Raw genomic sequence first — 16304 nt, 5'->3', positions numbered from 1 at the left:
GGAATATACCCATGTCCAATGTTGTAATTGTATTTAATGCAGGCTCATCAAGCCTGAAGTTTACTGTTTTCCAAATAACAGAAAAAACAGTCATACAAAAAATGATCAAGGGCCGGATCGAGTATGATGCCGAGATATTCCATTTTTTTGCTCATGACCAGAATGATCAACTGATTGACCAAACAACACAATCACAAAAAAGCACAAACTCCCTGCAATATTTGCTAAACTGGCTAACAGAACATGAGCAGGGACGCCATAATATTATCGGCATAGGCCATAGAATTGTCCATGGAGGTGCCAGCTTTCTGGCTCCCACACGAATTACCCCGGCAATTCTGGCAGAACTTGAAGCACTCACTCCCTTTGCCCCACTCCATCAGCCACAAACACTGGCACCCGTTCATGCCATTGCGAACTACCAACCGTGGTTGCCACAGGTCGCGTGTTTTGACACAGCCTTCCACCGCACCATGCCTGACATTACCCGCCTTCTGCCTCTTCCACGCCATTACGCACAAAAAGGTGTCATTCGGTATGGGTTCCATGGCCTGTCCTACGACTACCTTACCCAAAGGCTCAAACAGATCGACCCGCATCTGGCAAACGGACGGACCATTTTAGCCCATCTGGGGAGCGGGGCCAGTCTGTGCGCGATCAAAGAGGGGAAGAGCGTCGAAACCACAATGGGTTTTTCCGCACTGGATGGGCTGATGATGGGCAGCCGATGCGGCATGATCGACCCGGGCGTACTGCTTTACATGCTCCGCGAGGAAAAAGCGGACTGGGACACCCTTGTTAACACGCTCTATCATCAATCCGGCCTGCTTGGTGTCTCTGGCGTATCCTCGGACATGCGCGTGCTACGCGAACGCTTGCAACATGAGAAAAACCCGGGCGCGCGAGCTCCTATTGAGCAGGCACTGGCACTGTCCTCATATCGTATTGTTGAGGAAATTGGCGCTCTTGCCGCCATTATGGGGGGGCTGGATGGTCTGGTTTTTACCGCAGGAATAGGCGAGCATGATGCGCAACTCCGTCAGGAGGTCTGCAAGTCACTTGGATGGCTGGGGCTTAAACTGGACGTTCAGGCCAATATGCAGCATGCCAGCATTATCACCCACCCCGACAGCAGCATCCGGGTGCGTGTGGAACCAACGCACGAGGAACTGGTGATCTGCCAGAATGTTCTGCCCTTTGTGCAGGATCAACTGTAATCCTGCCTCCTCATCCACACCGCTCAGGCGGAAGATGCAGGGTCAAGAGCTTTCAGTTTTCGGTATAAGGTCGATCGGCTAACACCCAGCAGGCGCGCGGCAGGCGCGATTTTTCCCTGTGCCATAGCCAGTGCCCCCTCTATAACCGCGCGTTCCGCTTCCTGAAAATCCGGTACACCAGTGGCTCTCGCTCCAAGGTCAAAGCATACACTTGCCACATCGGTATTATCTATGCCCAGCATGGTGCGTGCAGCATAGGTAGCGCCCACCACAATGCGCGTGTCATCCAGCGCAATCATGGGAAGGGAGATGCCTTGTCCTTCCCCCAGCAGCAAAACCGTCTTGTTGCGAAAAGCCTCCAGAAAACTCCGCCGCTCCAGCCTGCGGGCGGCGTCGATCAGCACGGCTTCCATCATCAACGCGGCCCGTCCCGAGGGATCGGAGCGGATGGAACTGGCATCCAGCGCACCTGCAACGCAGCCGTTGGGGCCATAAAACGGGACGGCAGAGCAGGTCAGGTAGCGCAGCTCCGTACACCAGTGCTCATCACGATGCACCGTAACCGGCTGCCCCTCCACCAGACAGGTGCCTATGCCATTGGTTCCTGCCATAGTTTCCGCCCAGTTTGCACCCGGCCACAGATGCCAGCGACGGCATCCTTTTTCAAACGGTGGAGCACCACGCCTTGCCACCACAATACCAGCAGGGTCCGCGAGCAGCACATTATAATCTAGCGTGGAGACAATGCCGTGCAGCCGGTCCAACTCGGGGTCAGCTATTTTCATGGTGACGCCCATGCGTTCACGGGCCTGACGCAGCTCTGCAGAACACAGGATATCCTTGCTCAACATACTGTCCGTCGCAATGCCGTAATCATCCGCACAGCGCCGCCATGACGTTCTGATAACGGGAGACAGGCTGGACCACACACCAGAAGACAAAGCAATTGAGTTCATTGGAGCTCACCAATCCGTAAAACTAATCTGGCATGTATTACGTTTCGGATATGCGACACTTTTCCTCTGGCATCCTCAAATACGCGTGAGAGGTTTTTTGTGTCGGCTTATCCCCACCCGCATATCACCCCATAACTCAGCGCATACCCACTTCGCACCGCTCTTTTTGTGTGCGGAATGGGACGGAGAACTCCGTATTTATTTTCCACGCCATACGGCACAACAGCCCGGGGGCAGATATGCAGATCGCACACGACATTCTTCTGCGTTCCTACCGTTCCATGCGCACAATCCGCGATTTTGAGGAACGTCTTCATGTTGAATTCGCTACCGGAGAAATTCCGGGGTTTGTTCACCTGTATTGTGGTGAGGAGGCATCCGCCGTTGGTGTCTGCGCGCACCTGAGCGAGACAGACACCATAGCCAGTACGCACCGTGGCCATGGCCACTGCATAGCCAAGGGCGTTGGCGTAGATGGCATGATGGCCGAAATCTATGGCCGCAAGAGTGGGGTCTGCCACGGTAAGGGCGGCTCCATGCACATTGCCGACCTTTCCCTCGGCATGCTGGGCGCCAATGGCATTGTGGAGGAGGCCCCCCTCTGATCTGCGGTGCGGCTCTCTCTCACAAGGTGCTCAAGGATGGCGGGGTTGCTGTCGCGTTTTATGGTGATGGCGCTTCAAACGAAGGAACAACGCTGGAAAGCCTGAATCTGGCCATGGTCTGGCAGCTTCCCGCGGTCTTTGTCTGTGAAGACAATGGGTACGGGGAGGCAACAGGCGCTTCCTACGCCTGCGCTGGCACGCAAAAAGCACGCGCAGCAGGCTTTGGCATGCCTTATTTTGACTGCGACGGCACAGATTTTTTTGCGGTTTACGAGGCCGCAGGCCAAGCCATAGCCCATGCCCGCGCTGGTAATGGACCGGTTATGCTGCATGTCAATCTGGCACGCTGGTACGGCCATTTTGAGGGGGACGCCATGACCTACCGGATCAGTGGCGAAGTCGCCAGAGAAAGGGCTGAGCATGACTGCCTTAAAAACTTCCGGCAGCGCGTAACAGAAGTAAGCCTGCTTGAGCCCTCCGCGCTGGATGAAATTGACACTAGCATAAAGGACGAAATCGAAGCAGCCGTAAAGGCCGCCAAAAGCGCCCCATTACCCGAACCAGCAGATTTGGAAGCAGACGTTTACGTCTCTTACTAAGCCCGCCCGCACAATGGAGAGTCACCATGTCAAAAAAAAGCTTCCGTCAGGCTATTAACGAAGCCCTGCGGCAGGAAATGCAGCGCGACCCACGCGTTGTCCTTATTGGGGAAGATATTGCAGGCGGGCAGGGGGGAACTGCGGGCATAGTCGATGCATGGGGCGGCGTTCTGGGTGTTACCAAGGGATTGTACACCGAATTCGGTGCTGAGCGTGTGTTTGACACCCCCATTTCCGAGGCATCCTACATTGGGGCTGCCGTGGGGGCTGCCGCCACTGGCCTGCGCCCGGTTGCAGAACTGATGTTCGTCGATTTTGTTGGCTCCTGTCTTGACCAGATCATGAATCAGGCTGCCAAATTCCGCTACATGTTTGGGGGCAAGGCCCGTACACCACTGGTCATCCGGGCTATGTATGGTGCGGGTTTTAACGCAGCGGCACAGCACAGTCAGGCCCTGTACCCGCTTTTTACCCATATTCCGGGATTGAAGGTTGTTGTTCCGTCCTCCCCCTACGAGGCCAAAGGGCTGCTGATCGAGGCCATAAGGGATGATGATCCCGTTATCTTCCTTGAAAACAAGGTGATGTACGACGATGAGGAGGACGTGCCAGATGAGCCATACTCCATCCCCTTCGGTGAGGCCAACCTTACGCGTGAAGGTGATGATGTGACCATTGTGGCATTCGGCCGCATGGTCAATTTTGCCAACGAAGCGGCTGACAGACTGGAAAAAGACGGCATAAGCTGCACGGTTATTGACCCACGCACCACATCCCCGCTGGACACCGCCACCATACTGGAATGCGTGGAAGACACCGGACGGCTGGTGATTGTTGATGAATCCAGCCCACGGTGCAACATGGCAACGGATGTGGCCGCACTGGTCGCCGAGGAAGCGTTTGACGCCCTAAAAGCTCCCATTCGCCGGGTTGGGCCGCCACACACACCGGTCCCCTTCGCAACCGTACTGGAAAAACTGTACCTGCCCGATGCTGCCCGCATTGAATCAGCAGTTCGTTCCGTCATGGCCTACAAAAAAACCAAGCAGGATGCCTGAGCAATGACAGACCTTATCACGCCCATAACCATGCCCAAGTTTGGCCTGGCCATGACTGAAGGCAAAATTGCAGGCTGGAACATTGCCCCTGGTGCGCACGTAGATGCAGGGCAGGAAATTGCAGACATAGAAACCACCAAAATCACCAATGGCTACGAAAGCCCGGCAGCAGGCACATTACGCCGCCAGATTGCCGAAGAAGGCGAAACACTCCCGGTAGGAGCACTACTGGGTATTCTGGCAGAACCTGCGGTCAGTGATGCGGAAATTGACGCATTTATCGCTAAATTTCAGGCTGATTTTTCATCCGACAGCACCACGGCCACACAGGCCGAGCACGCTGATCCCTTTATGGTCAATGTGGGGGATCTGACGCTTCGTGTGCAGGAGGCAGGGAAGGGGACAGATACACCTTTGCTGTTCATACATGGTTTTGGCGGAGATCTGAGCAACTGGATGCTCAACCAGACCACTCTCTCCGCAACCCGCCGCACAATCGCGTTTGATCTGCCGGGGCACGGAGGGTCGTCCAAAAATGTAGGAGATGGCAAACCAGCAACATTTGCCGCAACAACTGCTGCATTGCTGGATAAGCTGGATATCTCAAAAGCACATGTTGTTGGCCACTCGCTCGGAGGGGCCATAGCACTTGAACTGGCTAAGGCTTTCCCGCAGAAAGTGGCTTCTTTATCTCTCATTGCTCCGGCTGGGCTTGGCCGGGATATCAACATGGCGTTTATTGATGGGTTTATTACGGCAGACCGTCGCAAGACCCTTGAGCCAGTCCTGAACTATCTGGTCCATGACAAAACTCTTATTTCTCGCAAAATGATTGAAGATATCATTCGCTTCAAACGTCTGGATGGGGCCGTTCAGGCTTGCAAAATATTGCCAATGCCTGCTTCCCAAATGGCCAGCAAGCAGATGACCTGAGACCTGCTCTGGTTAATTTTGATGGCCCTGCGCAGATCATCTGGGGAGCTGATGACGAAATCCTGTCTCCCAACAGTGCAAAAGACCTGCCTACGACAATCAAGGTCATCCTGCTTCCTCAGGCCGGGCATATGCCCCAACTGGAAAAAGCGGCAGACGTTAACGCAGCCATTACCGCATTTATAGACTGATCAAATTATTACGTGATTCTGAAAAACCTTGTAGCACTCGGTTGTGCTGCAAGGTTTTTTTATTGGGCTACCCAGCACAGTTCACACGTTAAAAAGTTACCAAACCACAAACATTCCGTATCATAAGTGGAACAGTTTTTGAGCATTGAGAACACACCCCCGTGAGTTTATGCGAATTATGACTATGACATATTCATTTATTTTCACATTAAAGATGCAAAAGCCGATGATGGAGATATTTGATGCTGTTTGGCAAAAAACCGCAACAGTTCATAATGACCCTGAGCCTGTATGGCGGGGGCCTGTTGTTAGCAACACCATCTCCACTGCAGGCAGCGGACATTACGTTGGGCATTATTGGTCCGCATGAATACGACCTGCCGGTGGACTACAAACCCTTTAACGTGCTGGTTCAGTATGGCAATGGCAATGCTTCTGGCAATACCTACACCAGCAGTGGCCAGCGCGTACCCGCTCATGGTGGCAGCCATACGTGGTCCGGTTTGACCAAATATGTACATTTCCGCACTTTTGATGCGCTCCCACACGTTGGCTTTGCTTTTGAAGTCATACAATCAGAAAGCTATACGCTGGCTGGGGGAACCAGTTACGGTGGTCTTGGTGGCACAATCGTTGGGCCAGCAGCTTGGTTTAAACCCAATGCGCACAGCACGCTTGGTTTTCAAACATTCATGCAAACGCCTTCTGGCACGCGCGACAGTCTGGCATCCGGTTACTGGGCCAATATATCCAGCATCATTTTTGATTATGAGTGGAAACATTTTAGTTTTGACGGTGACCTGGGCACAGTAGTTGGGTCCACAAAACACAAGACCAACGAACATAGTTACTCACCCGGTGTGGTCTTTTACAGCAACCTGAGATTTAGCTGGAAAGCGACAAAACTGGTTGAACCTTTTTTTGCCTTCGACTGGCAAAATGTGGGCGGCACATATGACCAGAGCGCACATTATGATGTTGCAAACTCCAGTAGCCGAGAAATTGCACCAGGCCTTGGCGTCATGTTCAACATCAGTCGAACAGTCAGCTTTACGGCCCGTTATGCTCATTCCATTGAGGGCAGAAACACGCCAGAAACTAACGCCTACTACGTCAAGTTTCTTTACCTATGGCCATAATCCCGCCCCCAGAAAAAGAGAGCAGGGACCGTGTATTTCAAAACACCAGTGTGTCGTAGAGCAACTTAAAATTCAGGACCAGAATTATCCCAGCCACAAGCCATGAAAATACAGCCAGTGGTCTGGAAATAACAAAGCCCCCCATAAGTTTACGGTCAGACACGAATAGAACCAGAGGAATAACCGCAAATGGCAGTTGCATGGACAGCACTACCTGGCTGGCCATCAGCAACTGACCAACGCTGGAACTGCCATACAGCATTGTCCCGATCACCACTGGCACAATAGCCAGTCCGCGGGTCAACAGCCGCCGTGCCCAATGTGGCAGCCTGAGATGTAAAAACCCTTCCATCACAATCTGTCCGGCCAGCGTACCCGTAATGGTTGAATTGGTACCCGCAGCAAGCAGAGCCAGCCCAAACAGTGTAGACGCCATGCCCAGCCCCAGAAGGGGAGAGAGTAGATGGTAGGCATCCTGAATTTCGGCCACATCCTGATGCCCGGTTGTATGGAAAGCAGCAGCCGCCACAATAAGGATGGCAGCGTTAATAAACAGGGCAAGCATCAAAGCTATTGTGCTGTCCCATGTTGCCCAACGTATAGCATCCTTACGACCGCGCTCCGTTCTCTCATACGCACGGCTCTGTACGATGGAAGAGTGAAGGTACAGGTTATGGGGCATAACCGTGGCTCCTATAATGCCAATGGCAATATAGAGCATCTGTGAATTGGTCAGTATTTCCACAGACGGTTTTAATCCGGCAAAGACCGCTCCCAAAGGGGGAGCTGCCGCAATGAGCTGCACAGCAAAACAAAGTGCAATAATACTCAAAAGCCCGATAATAAACGCCTCCAGATACCGGAAGCCACGATTCATAAGGAACAGAACTAGCAAGGCATCAAGACTGGCAATCAGTGTACCTGCCAGCAGGGGAATATGAAACAGCAGTTGCAATGCAACAGCGGTACCAATGACCTCAGCAAGGTCACAGGCAATAATGGCCAGCTCACACGCAAACCACAGCAGAATATTCAGAACAGGATGAAAGCGCTGCCGGCAGGCCTGCGCAAGATCCAGGCCGGTAGCAATACCCAGACGTGCAGAAAGAGCCTGCAACAGGATTGCCATAAAATTGGACAACAGAATAACTGACAGCAACGTGTAACCAAAGCGCGCGCCGCCCTGTAAGTCGGTAGCCCAGTTACCCGGGTCCATATACCCGACAGACACCATATACCCTGGGCCGACATAACTTAAAAAACGCCGCATCCAATGGGTATCATCCTGTGGCACCCGGATACTGGCAAACGCTTCGGGCAAGGAGTGTCGGCTGCTCGCTTGCTCGGGATGAAAGGCAGGTGGTCCCATCATTTTGTGCACTCAGGCCGCTTCGATTGCGAGCCTGCACCGCAGTATGCTTGGGCCATGCAATATCCAGCGCCAAAAAAAGTACTTTATTGGTCCTCATTGTTCGAATATGGCAACACAACTGTCTTTGGGCAAGCCCCTAACGCTTTATTGAGACGCATAAATCAAGCAGCACGTTCTGTGCATTTTATTGGATTTATGTAATGCGCACGGTAAAGCAGACCCTTATCAGGCAAGTTCTACCCAACAAAACCCATCAGAAGGTCACCCATGACCGTACGCCCCATTGTTTTTTTTCCAGACCAGCGTTTGCGACAAGTTGCCGTTCCGGTGAGTGCGTTTGACAATGCTTTGCACACCTTGTCCACCGATCTGCTGGACACACTACGCGCTGTTGCGGGGCTAGGAATAACGGCTCCACATATCGGCATTGGCCTGCGCGTGACTGTTCTGGATCTCCCGCAATCCATTACCCCACGCATATACATCAACCCCGAAATTATCTGGCACTCACAAACCTGCGCGCAAAACGACGAAGGCAGCATTTCCATGCCGGGCATATCCGCCCCCGTCCTGCGCCCGACCGCCATAAAAATCCAGTACGCAGACCTTCACGGAAACATGCATATTGAAGAGGTCAGTGGCCTGCATGCAATCTGTCTCCAGCATGAGATTGACCAGTTAAATGGGATTTTCTGGCTGCAAAAACTATCCAGCCTTAAACGCACCCGCCTTATAGCCCGTTATGAAAAAAGGAGGGGCTAAATACCCTCCGCCTTCAAGGCTGGGAGTTATATCGGTATGCCCCTCCTTACATCGGTACGATGCAGGCACTCATCATGCTAATCTGACCAGTCTCTGCGGTGCCATACCCTGTTCATAAGGCGTAAAATAGCAGACCGCGGCTTTGCGAGGGAAAGATTATTATAAAATTTCAGGGGAGTGAGAAGCCGGGCGGGCACCCAAAATAATATTACAAACAACGGCTTACAGAGGCACCCCGTTTCTTTTGGCTCCTTTGAATTTATTGTCTTTATTTCCACGATTGGCAAATCGAGGTGGCGCATGACCACCACCAGACACACAGTCTTGAGCCAGTCATATATTATTTGCTTGAAGCATTCTTTTTGTAAGCAAGCGAATACAAAAAAACAGCAACGTCATTCCTTGCAGCCCCCATATCGCTGTTGCAGCAGGCTGGATCAAGACCTAACAGGTCCTAAGCTTTCCCCATGATCGAATGCCGTCAGCTATATATGCAAAAATATCATATCTAATTTGCAAAAAGTTATTATCCTGAAGAATAAATAATCCGGATATGCTCAACCGCATTAGGTCTGTAGCAGGGATTTTTATAATGACATCCTCATCTTCAATAAATAGCTTGTACAGTAGTATTCTTGATAGCTTGACAGCTGCAAGTGACTCAACAGAATCTAGCTCTAGCTCTAGCTCTAGCTCTAGCTCTAGCTCTAGCTCTAGCTCTAGCTCTAGCTCTAGCTCTAGCTCTAGCTCTAGCTCTTCTAATGTCACTTACAGCTCGTCTAGTGCTGATGGCACACCAGTCATTATCGAAAAAGACGCTGATGGTAATATTATCTCAATTATGAGTGTTAGCGGTAACAAGACTTCTGACGGAAGTGATAGCAGCGATCAGAGCAGCCTTGATCTATACACTTAAAAGCATAGAGTATTAATTTATAATCAGGACACTGATCATAACCGCAGCAGCGGCCTCCCTGCTTAAAAAGGGGCTTTTCCGCCATATCGGACGGACAAAAGGCGACCTGAACTGAAAGTTTCATGCCATATGTAATGGACAGGGACGCCCTGTCCGCCTTCATCTGACTGTTGGACAGATCAGTGATTTCAAAGGCGCTGACGTGCTGCTGGCGGCCCTACCGGATGAGACAGAGGCAGTCATTGGTGTTCGGGGATACGGCAGCAATAAAATCAGACAGTCTCTCGCAGATCGAAACATCCCGCCTATATGCCTCCAAAGAAGAACAGGAAATCAAAGCCAGCTTACGACTGGAATCTGTATAAGAAGCGTCATCTGATCGAAAACATGTCCGCAATCTATATCGCAGCAAGCGTCATCTTCTACCTCAAAACCGGATTGAAGATGCTACCCCCAAATATACCCCCAGAATACCTGTCATTCCCCGTCTCCCGGCATCATTCCATGTCATAAGACACAGAGTGACAAAGCGTAGTTTTCCGCGGGAAATGTCAACAGGCGTCATTTATTTTCAAGAGGGAGTGGAGGTCCGGGCGGGAATCGAACCCACATACGCGGATTTGCAGTCCGCTACATCACCATTCTGCCACCGGACCAGCGGTGTAATGTGGTTGTCTTATGTCCTTTTCTGCCTGATCGGTCAAGACGTTGTGTTGTGCCAATTTTAAAACAGTATGTCAGACATGCCTGACCCAAGAAGAGCACGCATTGCCCGGGCAGGGGGTAATCAGGAGAGTACGCAACATGACAGCCACCGCCACGCATCAAGGAAAACAGTCAATGGATGCAGCCCTGTATGCTGAAGCACGTCATCTGATGGTGGATGACCAGCTACGCCCCTCTGAAATTACCGATTCGCGTATTCTGGACGGCATGCGCACCCTCCCGCGTGAACTCTGCGTGCGCACGGAGTTGCGCAATGCCGCCTATGCAGACACAAGCCTGCCATTATCTCAGGGTCGCGTGTTGCCTCAGCCGTTGCTTGCAGCACGTCTGGTACAGGCCGCAGTGCCGTCCGCCGGGCAGCATGTTCTGGTTGTGGGAGCGGCAACGGGCTACACGGCCGCTCTTTTTGCCTACCTTGGCCTCCGTGTAACAGCGCTCGAATCGGATACCGCCCTCATACAAATCGGGCAGTCGTTCTGTAACAGCTACGCCCCCGATGTTGTCTGGCAACAAGCCCCCCTGAGCGAAGGCGCGGCCGCATCTGCTCCTTATGACCTGATCTATTTTGATGGCTGCATAGCTACTCTGCCTGACTTCTGCGACCGTCAGCTTGCTCCTCAAGGACGTATTGTGGGGCTACTACAGTCCAACGCAGCCCTACCGGAAGCTTTTAGCGCCATCCGGGAGCCGGGGTATTCAAAACCATTCCGAATGACGTTTCTATTCGAAGCACAAGCCCCCTTGCTCCCCGGCATGGCACCCGAGCGGGCCTTCTCCTTTTAAAACATGGGAGGTTCCTGTTTTTTACGGCGCACAAACTATAAATTGGAATTTAAACTCACATCGTGGCATTGAACGTGGCCGCAACCATATTGCGGTCACTGGCAAGCAGGAGCAGCCTCATGCGGCGTATTTGCGAAACCGGCCTGAGTTTGGCCGTCATTCTGTGCGGGAGCACAGCATGGGCGCAAAAATACGATGGCAGCGGCTCCCCCTCCTTTATCCCGCACACACTGCAAGAAGCCCTGTCTGCCGCCTACCTTACAAACCCGACCTTACAAGCTGCCCGGGCCACACTCCGCGCCACGGATGAGCAGGTACCAACCGCGCTGGCAGGATGGCATCCGACAATAACAGGGCAGGTCGGACTTTCGTATTACAACGGGATCAACGATTACGAAGGGGTGGGTCACCCCCGCACGCATGAGAACCTGCGACGTTACAATACGCCCGGGTATTCCGCAGGTGTAGCTCTGGACCAGCCCCTTTATAGTGGCGGCAAAACCACGGCTGCCACGCACGAGGCCGTTAATCAGGTCATGGCGGCACGTGCGCATCTTATCTCAGTTGAGCAGCAGGTCTTTAAACAAGTCGTTAGCGCCTATGTGGGCGTTATTGAGGACGAGCAGCTGCTGCAGCTGAACGTGAACAACGAACAGGTTCTACAGCAGCAGCTACGCGCTACAAATGAACGCTTCCGGGTCGGGGAAATCACACGCACCGATGTTGCTCAGGCTGAAGCGGCCTATGCCTCGGCTCAGGCAACACGTCAGCAATCCGAAGGCACGCTGCAAACGGCTCAGGCGACCTACATGCAGGTCGTGGGCATGGCCGCACCACCCAATCTGGTACCGCCACAGCCTCTGGTCCTCCCGGTTAAAAACGAGCAGACCGCCGCCGCCATGGCGGTCCGGAACAACCCTGATGTTATTCACGCACTTTTTACCGAGGCATCCCACAAGGATTCGGTCGGGGTTGCCATGTCTTCCATCATGCCCAAGGTATCGGCAGTTCTGGGCTACCAGCATCAGGTCAATCAGGCCTTAAACAACCAGATAAACGATAGCAAATACGCAGCTCTTAATTTTAATGTTCCCATTTATCAGGCGGATCGGAATATGCTGCGGTCAGGCAGGCGCGGCAACTGGCGCAGGAAGCCCACCGCGAGGTAGATATCCAGCGCCGGGCCGCTGCGCAGGATGCCGTCTCCAACTGGCAGAAACTGGTTACCTATCAGGCGTCCATCGCCAGCGACCGGATCGCCATCAAGGCAGGCACCGTTGCGCTGGACGGGGTGGAGCGGCAGGCCATGGTTGGCACAAGCACCACGCTTGCCGTGCTGCAACAACAGCAGACACTCTTGCAGGCACAGGTGGCTCTTGTGCAAAGCCTGAGCAGCATGGTCATTGCCTCTTACAATGTAGCAGCAGCCATTGGACGCCTGACCGCTTCTGATCTGAAGCTGAATGTTCCCCTTTATGATGACAAAGCATACTATAACGCGGTAAAGGATCGGTTATGGGGGTTGAACGATTACGCGCTCAACCAACCGGGTCGATAATGTTAAGCCAGAAGTGGCAGGGATGTTTGTATGGTGTCGCCTCAGGACTCATCTGGAAAGACGGGTAAATCAGCAGCGAATACCCCGTCTTCCGTTCGCAAAACACTGCCTGATGAGCACCTTGCAGCCACAGTCGGGCAAACACCAAAGCCAGATGATGATCAGGACGATGATGATGACGTGCTCATCCTCTCCCCATCCATGATGGACTCTGCGCCACCAGAAAAAAAAGAGGTTCCCACTTCCAGCAAGGGGGCTGGCAAAGCAGGTCGCAAAGCCAATCTTGTGCAACCGCAGGCCGTGGGCCATGATGATGAAGTATTATCTGTAACGGATCTTAGGCAGATCGAACTCAACAAAAAGGCTGAACATACCATGTCTGGTCCATTGCCCATCCCCCTGAATGACGAAACGGTTTCCGACACCGCCAATTCATTTGCTGTTTTGCAGAAAAACCTGCAGGAAAAATATCTTAGAGAACATGAGGAGAGAAAAGTGGCTGTCACGCATGAAGGGTCTCTGACGGTTGAAGACATCGTGCGCCAGGAAGTGCGCGTTTTCCTCAAAAAATGGCTTGATGCCCATCTGGCAGGCATTGTTCAGGCTGCCGTCCGCAAGGAAGTGGAACGCCTGACACAGCGCGGCCTGTAAGATTTTCTTCCTTTCCACCGTCTATTGCCCAAATACGGGCAGATGGGTGGAAAGGCCCCTGTGGTCTGTTAATTGCTCTGCAAAGGCGGGGGCTAGATGCCTTCCGCCTTTTTTACGTGGCGTGGTTGGATAAATATGCTGAACAAGACTTTTGAGCCTGCACAAACAGAAAACCGGCTGTACGCCTTATGGGAAAGCAAAAAGGCTTTTTCCGCGCAGCCTGCAAGCGACAAAAAACCTTTTACCATCATGATCCCACCACCCAATGTTACCGGCACGCTGCACATGGGCCACGCGCTGACCATGACATTGCAGGACACCCTTATCCGCTGGAAGCGTATGCAGGGGTTTGACACGCTGTGGCAGCCCGGTACGGACCACGCAGGCATTGCCACGCAGATGGTTGTGGAACGCACCCTTGCGGCAGAAGGCACAACAACACGTCAGGACATGGGGCGCGATGCCTTTATCGAACGTGTGTGGCAATGGAAAGAAGAATCCGGCGGCGGCATTACCCGCCAGTTGCGCCGTCTTGGCGCATCGCTGGATTGGCCGCGTGAACGCTTTACCATGGACGAAGGCCTGTCCCGCGCTGTCAAAGAGGTCTTTGTCTCTCTCTACAAAGACGGTCTGATTTACCGTGACAGGCGACTGGTCAACTGGGACCCGTCTTTTCGCTCAGCCATTTCCGACCTGGAGGTGGAAAGCAAAGATGTGGCTGGTAATCTTTGGTATATCCGCTACCCGGTGGACGGTGCAGGCGATGCCAGCATTACTGTGGCCACAACCCGCCCCGAAACCATGCTGGGCGACACGGCCGTAGCAGTTCACCCCGAGGACGAACGCTACAGGGACCTGATTGGCAAATTTGTTCGCCTTCCCCTGACTGGCCGATTGATTCCCATTGTGGCGGACGAACACTCCGACCCGGAAAAAGGGACGGGTGCGGTCAAAATCACCCCCGCCCATGACTTTAACGACTTTGAGGTCGGGCGCCGCCATCAGCTCCCCATGCTCAGCATTCTGGACGAACAGGCCCGGATTGTGCTGGACGAGATAGAGGGTGACCTCAACGCGCACGAAGGGCTGGCTGACCCCGCGTTTGTGCGGTCCCTTGCAGGCACTACGCGCGAGGAAGCACGCAAGGCCATTGTCGCCAAGCTGGAAGAAACCGGCTGGCTGGAAAAAATTGAACCCCACCGCCATCAGGTCCCCCATGCAGAGCGGGGCGGGGCTGTTATTGAACCGCGCCTGACCACGCAGTGGTACTGTGACGCGGGCAAGCTTGCCGGGCCAGCTATTGAGGCCATTACATCCGGTCGGGCCAGCTTTATACCCAAGCAGTGGGAAAACACCTTTTTTGCCTGGATGCGTGACATCCAGCCCTGGTGCATTTCCCGTCAGCTCTGGTGGGGGCACCGTATTCCCGCGTGGTACGGCCCGGATGGGCACGTCTTTGTCGCGCATGATGGGGAAGATGCGCAAAAACAGGCGCTGGCCCATTACGGCAAGGCCGAACCTCTTACTCAGGACGAGGATGTACTGGACACATGGTTCTCCTCTGCCCTGTGGCCGTTCTCCACACTTGGCTGGCCCGACAAAACACCCGAGCTGGACCGCTACTACCCGACCGATGTGCTGGTAACAGGCTTTGACATCATTTTCTTCTGGGTTGCCAGAATGATGATGATGGGCCAGCACTTCATGCAGGATGTCCCGTTCCGTAACATTTTCATCCATGGTCTGGTGCGCGACGAGCACGGGCAGAAAATGTCCAAAAGCAAAGGGAATGGCATTGATCCACTCGAACTGATCGAGGAATACGGCGCGGATGCCATGCGCTTTACCATTTGCGCGCTGACCGGGATCGGACGGGACGTTAAACTCGGCCGCAAACGGGTGGAGGACTACCGTTCCTTCATTACCAAACTCTGGAATGCCGCACGATTTTGCGAAATGAATGGCGTACGCGCACCCGTAGGCTTTAACCCTGAGCAGGTTCAGTCTCCACTGGGGCGCTGGATTTTGGCTGAAGCCGCTACAGCCATTGCCGATGCAACCCGCGCGCTGGATGCCTACCGTTTTGATGAGTACGCACTGACCTGCTACCGTTTTGTTTGGAACCGCTTCTGCGACTGGTTCTTGGAATTTGCCAAGCCCGTCTTCAATTCCCAGAACGATCAGGAAGCGGCGGAAGTTCGGGCCGTTGCCGGGCATGTTCTGGGGATTATCCTGCGCCTGCTTCAGCCTGTCGCACCTTTTGTCACCGACACGCTCTGGCATGAGTTTGGTTTTGGCGAAGAAGGCAGCCTGATAGCCGCACAGTGGCCGCTCCCCGTCTCCCCCACAGGGGCGGAAGAAGCCGTAGCTGAGTGCGAACAGATTATCCGCCTGATTACGGAAATCCGCACGGTACGGGCCGAAATGAATGTGCCCCCATCCCAGACAGCACCTGTGCTGCTCAAGGATGCTGCAGCAATAACATTGGAACGCATTGGTCGTTGGCAGGAAGCAATCTGCCGGATGGCCCGCGTTACACAGACCAGCGCGCTTGCGGGCGATATTCCCAAGGGTTCGGCACAGGCCGTGGTGGACGAAGCCACCGTGGTTATTCCGCTAGAGGGGCTGATTGATCTGGCAGTCGAGCGTGAGCGCCTGAAAAAGGAACTCTCCAAGGCCGAAGATGAAGTCAGCAAGACAGAAAAAAAACTCGGGAATGAAAACTTTGTCAGCCGCGCCAAGCCTGAAATCGTGCAGGAAATGCGTGAACGTCTGGAAAACCAGCAGGGTGAATGTGCACGGCTGAAAGCTGCACTGTCCCGCATTGCCTGAACAACC

Annotated in this window: 11 protein-coding genes, 1 tRNA gene and 3 pseudogenes; 11 read left to right on the top strand and 4 right to left on the bottom strand. The window is 53.4% G+C overall.

From position 1 onward, the window contains the following. Positions 1-11 precede the first annotated feature (11 nt). A complete protein-coding gene (locus JCM25146_RS01275; protein ID WP_025825294.1) occupies positions 12-1217 on the top strand; it encodes an acetate/propionate family kinase in 1206 nt (401 codons plus the stop codon). Between the two features lie 23 nt (positions 1218-1240). Here the strand turns inward: JCM25146_RS01275 and JCM25146_RS01270 are convergent, their stop codons facing one another. Further along, positions 1241-2173, bottom strand: a complete 933-nt coding sequence (locus tag JCM25146_RS01270) for a helix-turn-helix domain-containing protein (protein ID WP_025825292.1) — start codon at positions 2171-2173, stop codon at positions 1241-1243. 239 nt (positions 2174-2412) lie between these two features. Between JCM25146_RS01270 and JCM25146_RS16335 the strand changes: the two are divergent. The 4 genes and pseudogenes from JCM25146_RS16335 to JCM25146_RS01250 all read left to right on the top strand — a co-directional run bounded on the left by JCM25146_RS16335 (position 2413) and on the right by JCM25146_RS01250 (position 6698). Then, positions 2413-3377 (top strand): annotated as a pseudogene (locus tag JCM25146_RS16335) (thiamine pyrophosphate-dependent dehydrogenase E1 component subunit alpha). Between the two features lie 26 nt (positions 3378-3403). Further along, complete coding sequence (locus JCM25146_RS01260) at positions 3404-4435, top strand: alpha-ketoacid dehydrogenase subunit beta (RefSeq protein WP_025825290.1); 1032 nt, start codon at positions 3404-3406, stop codon at positions 4433-4435. Between the two features lie 3 nt (positions 4436-4438). Next, positions 4439-5559 (top strand): annotated as a pseudogene (locus JCM25146_RS16330) (acetoin dehydrogenase dihydrolipoyllysine-residue acetyltransferase subunit). A 275-nt stretch (positions 5560-5834) separates the two neighbouring features. Further along, the gene (locus tag JCM25146_RS01250; protein ID WP_035371735.1) at positions 5835-6698 is read left to right on the top strand and encodes a transporter; all 864 of its coding nucleotides are present in this window, start codon (positions 5835-5837) and stop codon (positions 6696-6698) included. Positions 6699-6735: 37 nt separating this feature from the next. Here the strand turns inward: JCM25146_RS01250 and JCM25146_RS01245 are convergent, their stop codons facing one another. Further along, the gene (locus JCM25146_RS01245; RefSeq protein WP_025825286.1) at positions 6736-8070 is read right to left on the bottom strand and encodes an Nramp family divalent metal transporter; all 1335 of its coding nucleotides are present in this window, start codon (positions 8068-8070) and stop codon (positions 6736-6738) included. A gap of 267 nt (positions 8071-8337) precedes the next feature. Here JCM25146_RS01245 and JCM25146_RS01240 point away from each other — a divergent pair, with 267 nt between their 5' ends. After that, a complete protein-coding gene (locus JCM25146_RS01240; RefSeq protein WP_025825284.1) occupies positions 8338-8832 on the top strand; it encodes a peptide deformylase in 495 nt (164 codons plus the stop codon). 444 nt (positions 8833-9276) lie between these two features. Here the strand turns inward: JCM25146_RS01240 and JCM25146_RS22330 are convergent, their stop codons facing one another. Continuing rightward, positions 9277-9600: a hypothetical protein gene (locus JCM25146_RS22330; protein ID WP_025825281.1), complete on the bottom strand. Its 324-nt coding sequence runs from the start codon at positions 9598-9600 to the stop codon at positions 9277-9279. 275 nt (positions 9601-9875) lie between these two features. On the opposite strand from JCM25146_RS22330, the gene JCM25146_RS24735 reads away from it, so the two are divergent. Beyond that, positions 9876-10127 (top strand): transposase, encoded by a 252-nt coding sequence (locus tag JCM25146_RS24735; protein ID WP_081774693.1) that lies wholly within the window; start codon positions 9876-9878, stop codon positions 10125-10127. 203 nt (positions 10128-10330) lie between these two features. On the opposite strand, the gene JCM25146_RS01230 is transcribed toward JCM25146_RS24735, so the two are convergent. Beyond that, a tRNA-Cys gene (locus JCM25146_RS01230) sits at positions 10331-10404 on the bottom strand. A 148-nt stretch (positions 10405-10552) separates the two neighbouring features. Here JCM25146_RS01230 and JCM25146_RS01225 point away from each other — a divergent pair. The 4 genes and pseudogenes from JCM25146_RS01225 to JCM25146_RS01210 all read left to right on the top strand — a co-directional run bounded on the left by JCM25146_RS01225 (position 10553) and on the right by JCM25146_RS01210 (position 16298). Continuing rightward, complete coding sequence (locus JCM25146_RS01225) at positions 10553-11257, top strand: protein-L-isoaspartate O-methyltransferase family protein (protein ID WP_025825279.1); 705 nt, start codon at positions 10553-10555, stop codon at positions 11255-11257. A gap of 119 nt (positions 11258-11376) precedes the next feature. Continuing rightward, positions 11377-12815 (top strand): annotated as a pseudogene (locus tag JCM25146_RS16325) (TolC family outer membrane protein). A gap of 30 nt (positions 12816-12845) precedes the next feature. After that, on the top strand, positions 12846-13466 hold the full coding sequence (locus tag JCM25146_RS01215) for a DUF2497 domain-containing protein (protein ID WP_025825278.1): 621 nt from the start codon (positions 12846-12848) through the stop codon (positions 13464-13466). A 135-nt stretch (positions 13467-13601) separates the two neighbouring features. Then, complete coding sequence (locus JCM25146_RS01210; RefSeq protein ID WP_025825275.1) at positions 13602-16298, top strand: valine--tRNA ligase; 2697 nt, start codon at positions 13602-13604, stop codon at positions 16296-16298. The last annotated feature ends 6 nt before the right edge of the window (positions 16299-16304 follow it).

The organism is Acetobacter okinawensis JCM 25146 (assembly GCF_000613865.1).
Lineage (GTDB): Bacteria > Pseudomonadota > Alphaproteobacteria > Acetobacterales > Acetobacteraceae > Acetobacter > Acetobacter okinawensis.
This window is presented reverse-complemented; position numbering and strand designations above follow the sequence as displayed.

Excerpts from the sequence above, each read along its gene's own strand:
- JCM25146_RS01275 (WP_025825294.1), top strand. The coding sequence starts at position 12 with ATGTCCAATGTTGTAATTGTATTTAATGCAGGCTCATCAAGCCTGAAG.
- JCM25146_RS01270 (WP_025825292.1), bottom strand. The coding sequence starts at position 2,173 with ATGAACTCAATTGCTTTGTCTTCTGGTGTGTGGTCCAGCCTGTCTCCC.
- JCM25146_RS01260 (WP_025825290.1), top strand. The coding sequence starts at position 3,404 with ATGTCAAAAAAAAGCTTCCGTCAGGCTATTAACGAAGCCCTGCGGCAG.
- JCM25146_RS01250 (WP_035371735.1), top strand. The coding sequence starts at position 5,835 with ATGACCCTGAGCCTGTATGGCGGGGGCCTGTTGTTAGCAACACCATCT.
- JCM25146_RS01245 (WP_025825286.1), bottom strand. The coding sequence starts at position 8,070 with ATGATGGGACCACCTGCCTTTCATCCCGAGCAAGCGAGCAGCCGACAC.
- JCM25146_RS01240 (WP_025825284.1), top strand. The coding sequence starts at position 8,338 with ATGACCGTACGCCCCATTGTTTTTTTTCCAGACCAGCGTTTGCGACAA.
- JCM25146_RS01225 (WP_025825279.1), top strand. The coding sequence starts at position 10,553 with ATGACAGCCACCGCCACGCATCAAGGAAAACAGTCAATGGATGCAGCC.
- JCM25146_RS01215 (WP_025825278.1), top strand. The coding sequence starts at position 12,846 with ATGGTGTCGCCTCAGGACTCATCTGGAAAGACGGGTAAATCAGCAGCG.
- JCM25146_RS01210 (WP_025825275.1), top strand. The coding sequence starts at position 13,602 with ATGCTGAACAAGACTTTTGAGCCTGCACAAACAGAAAACCGGCTGTAC.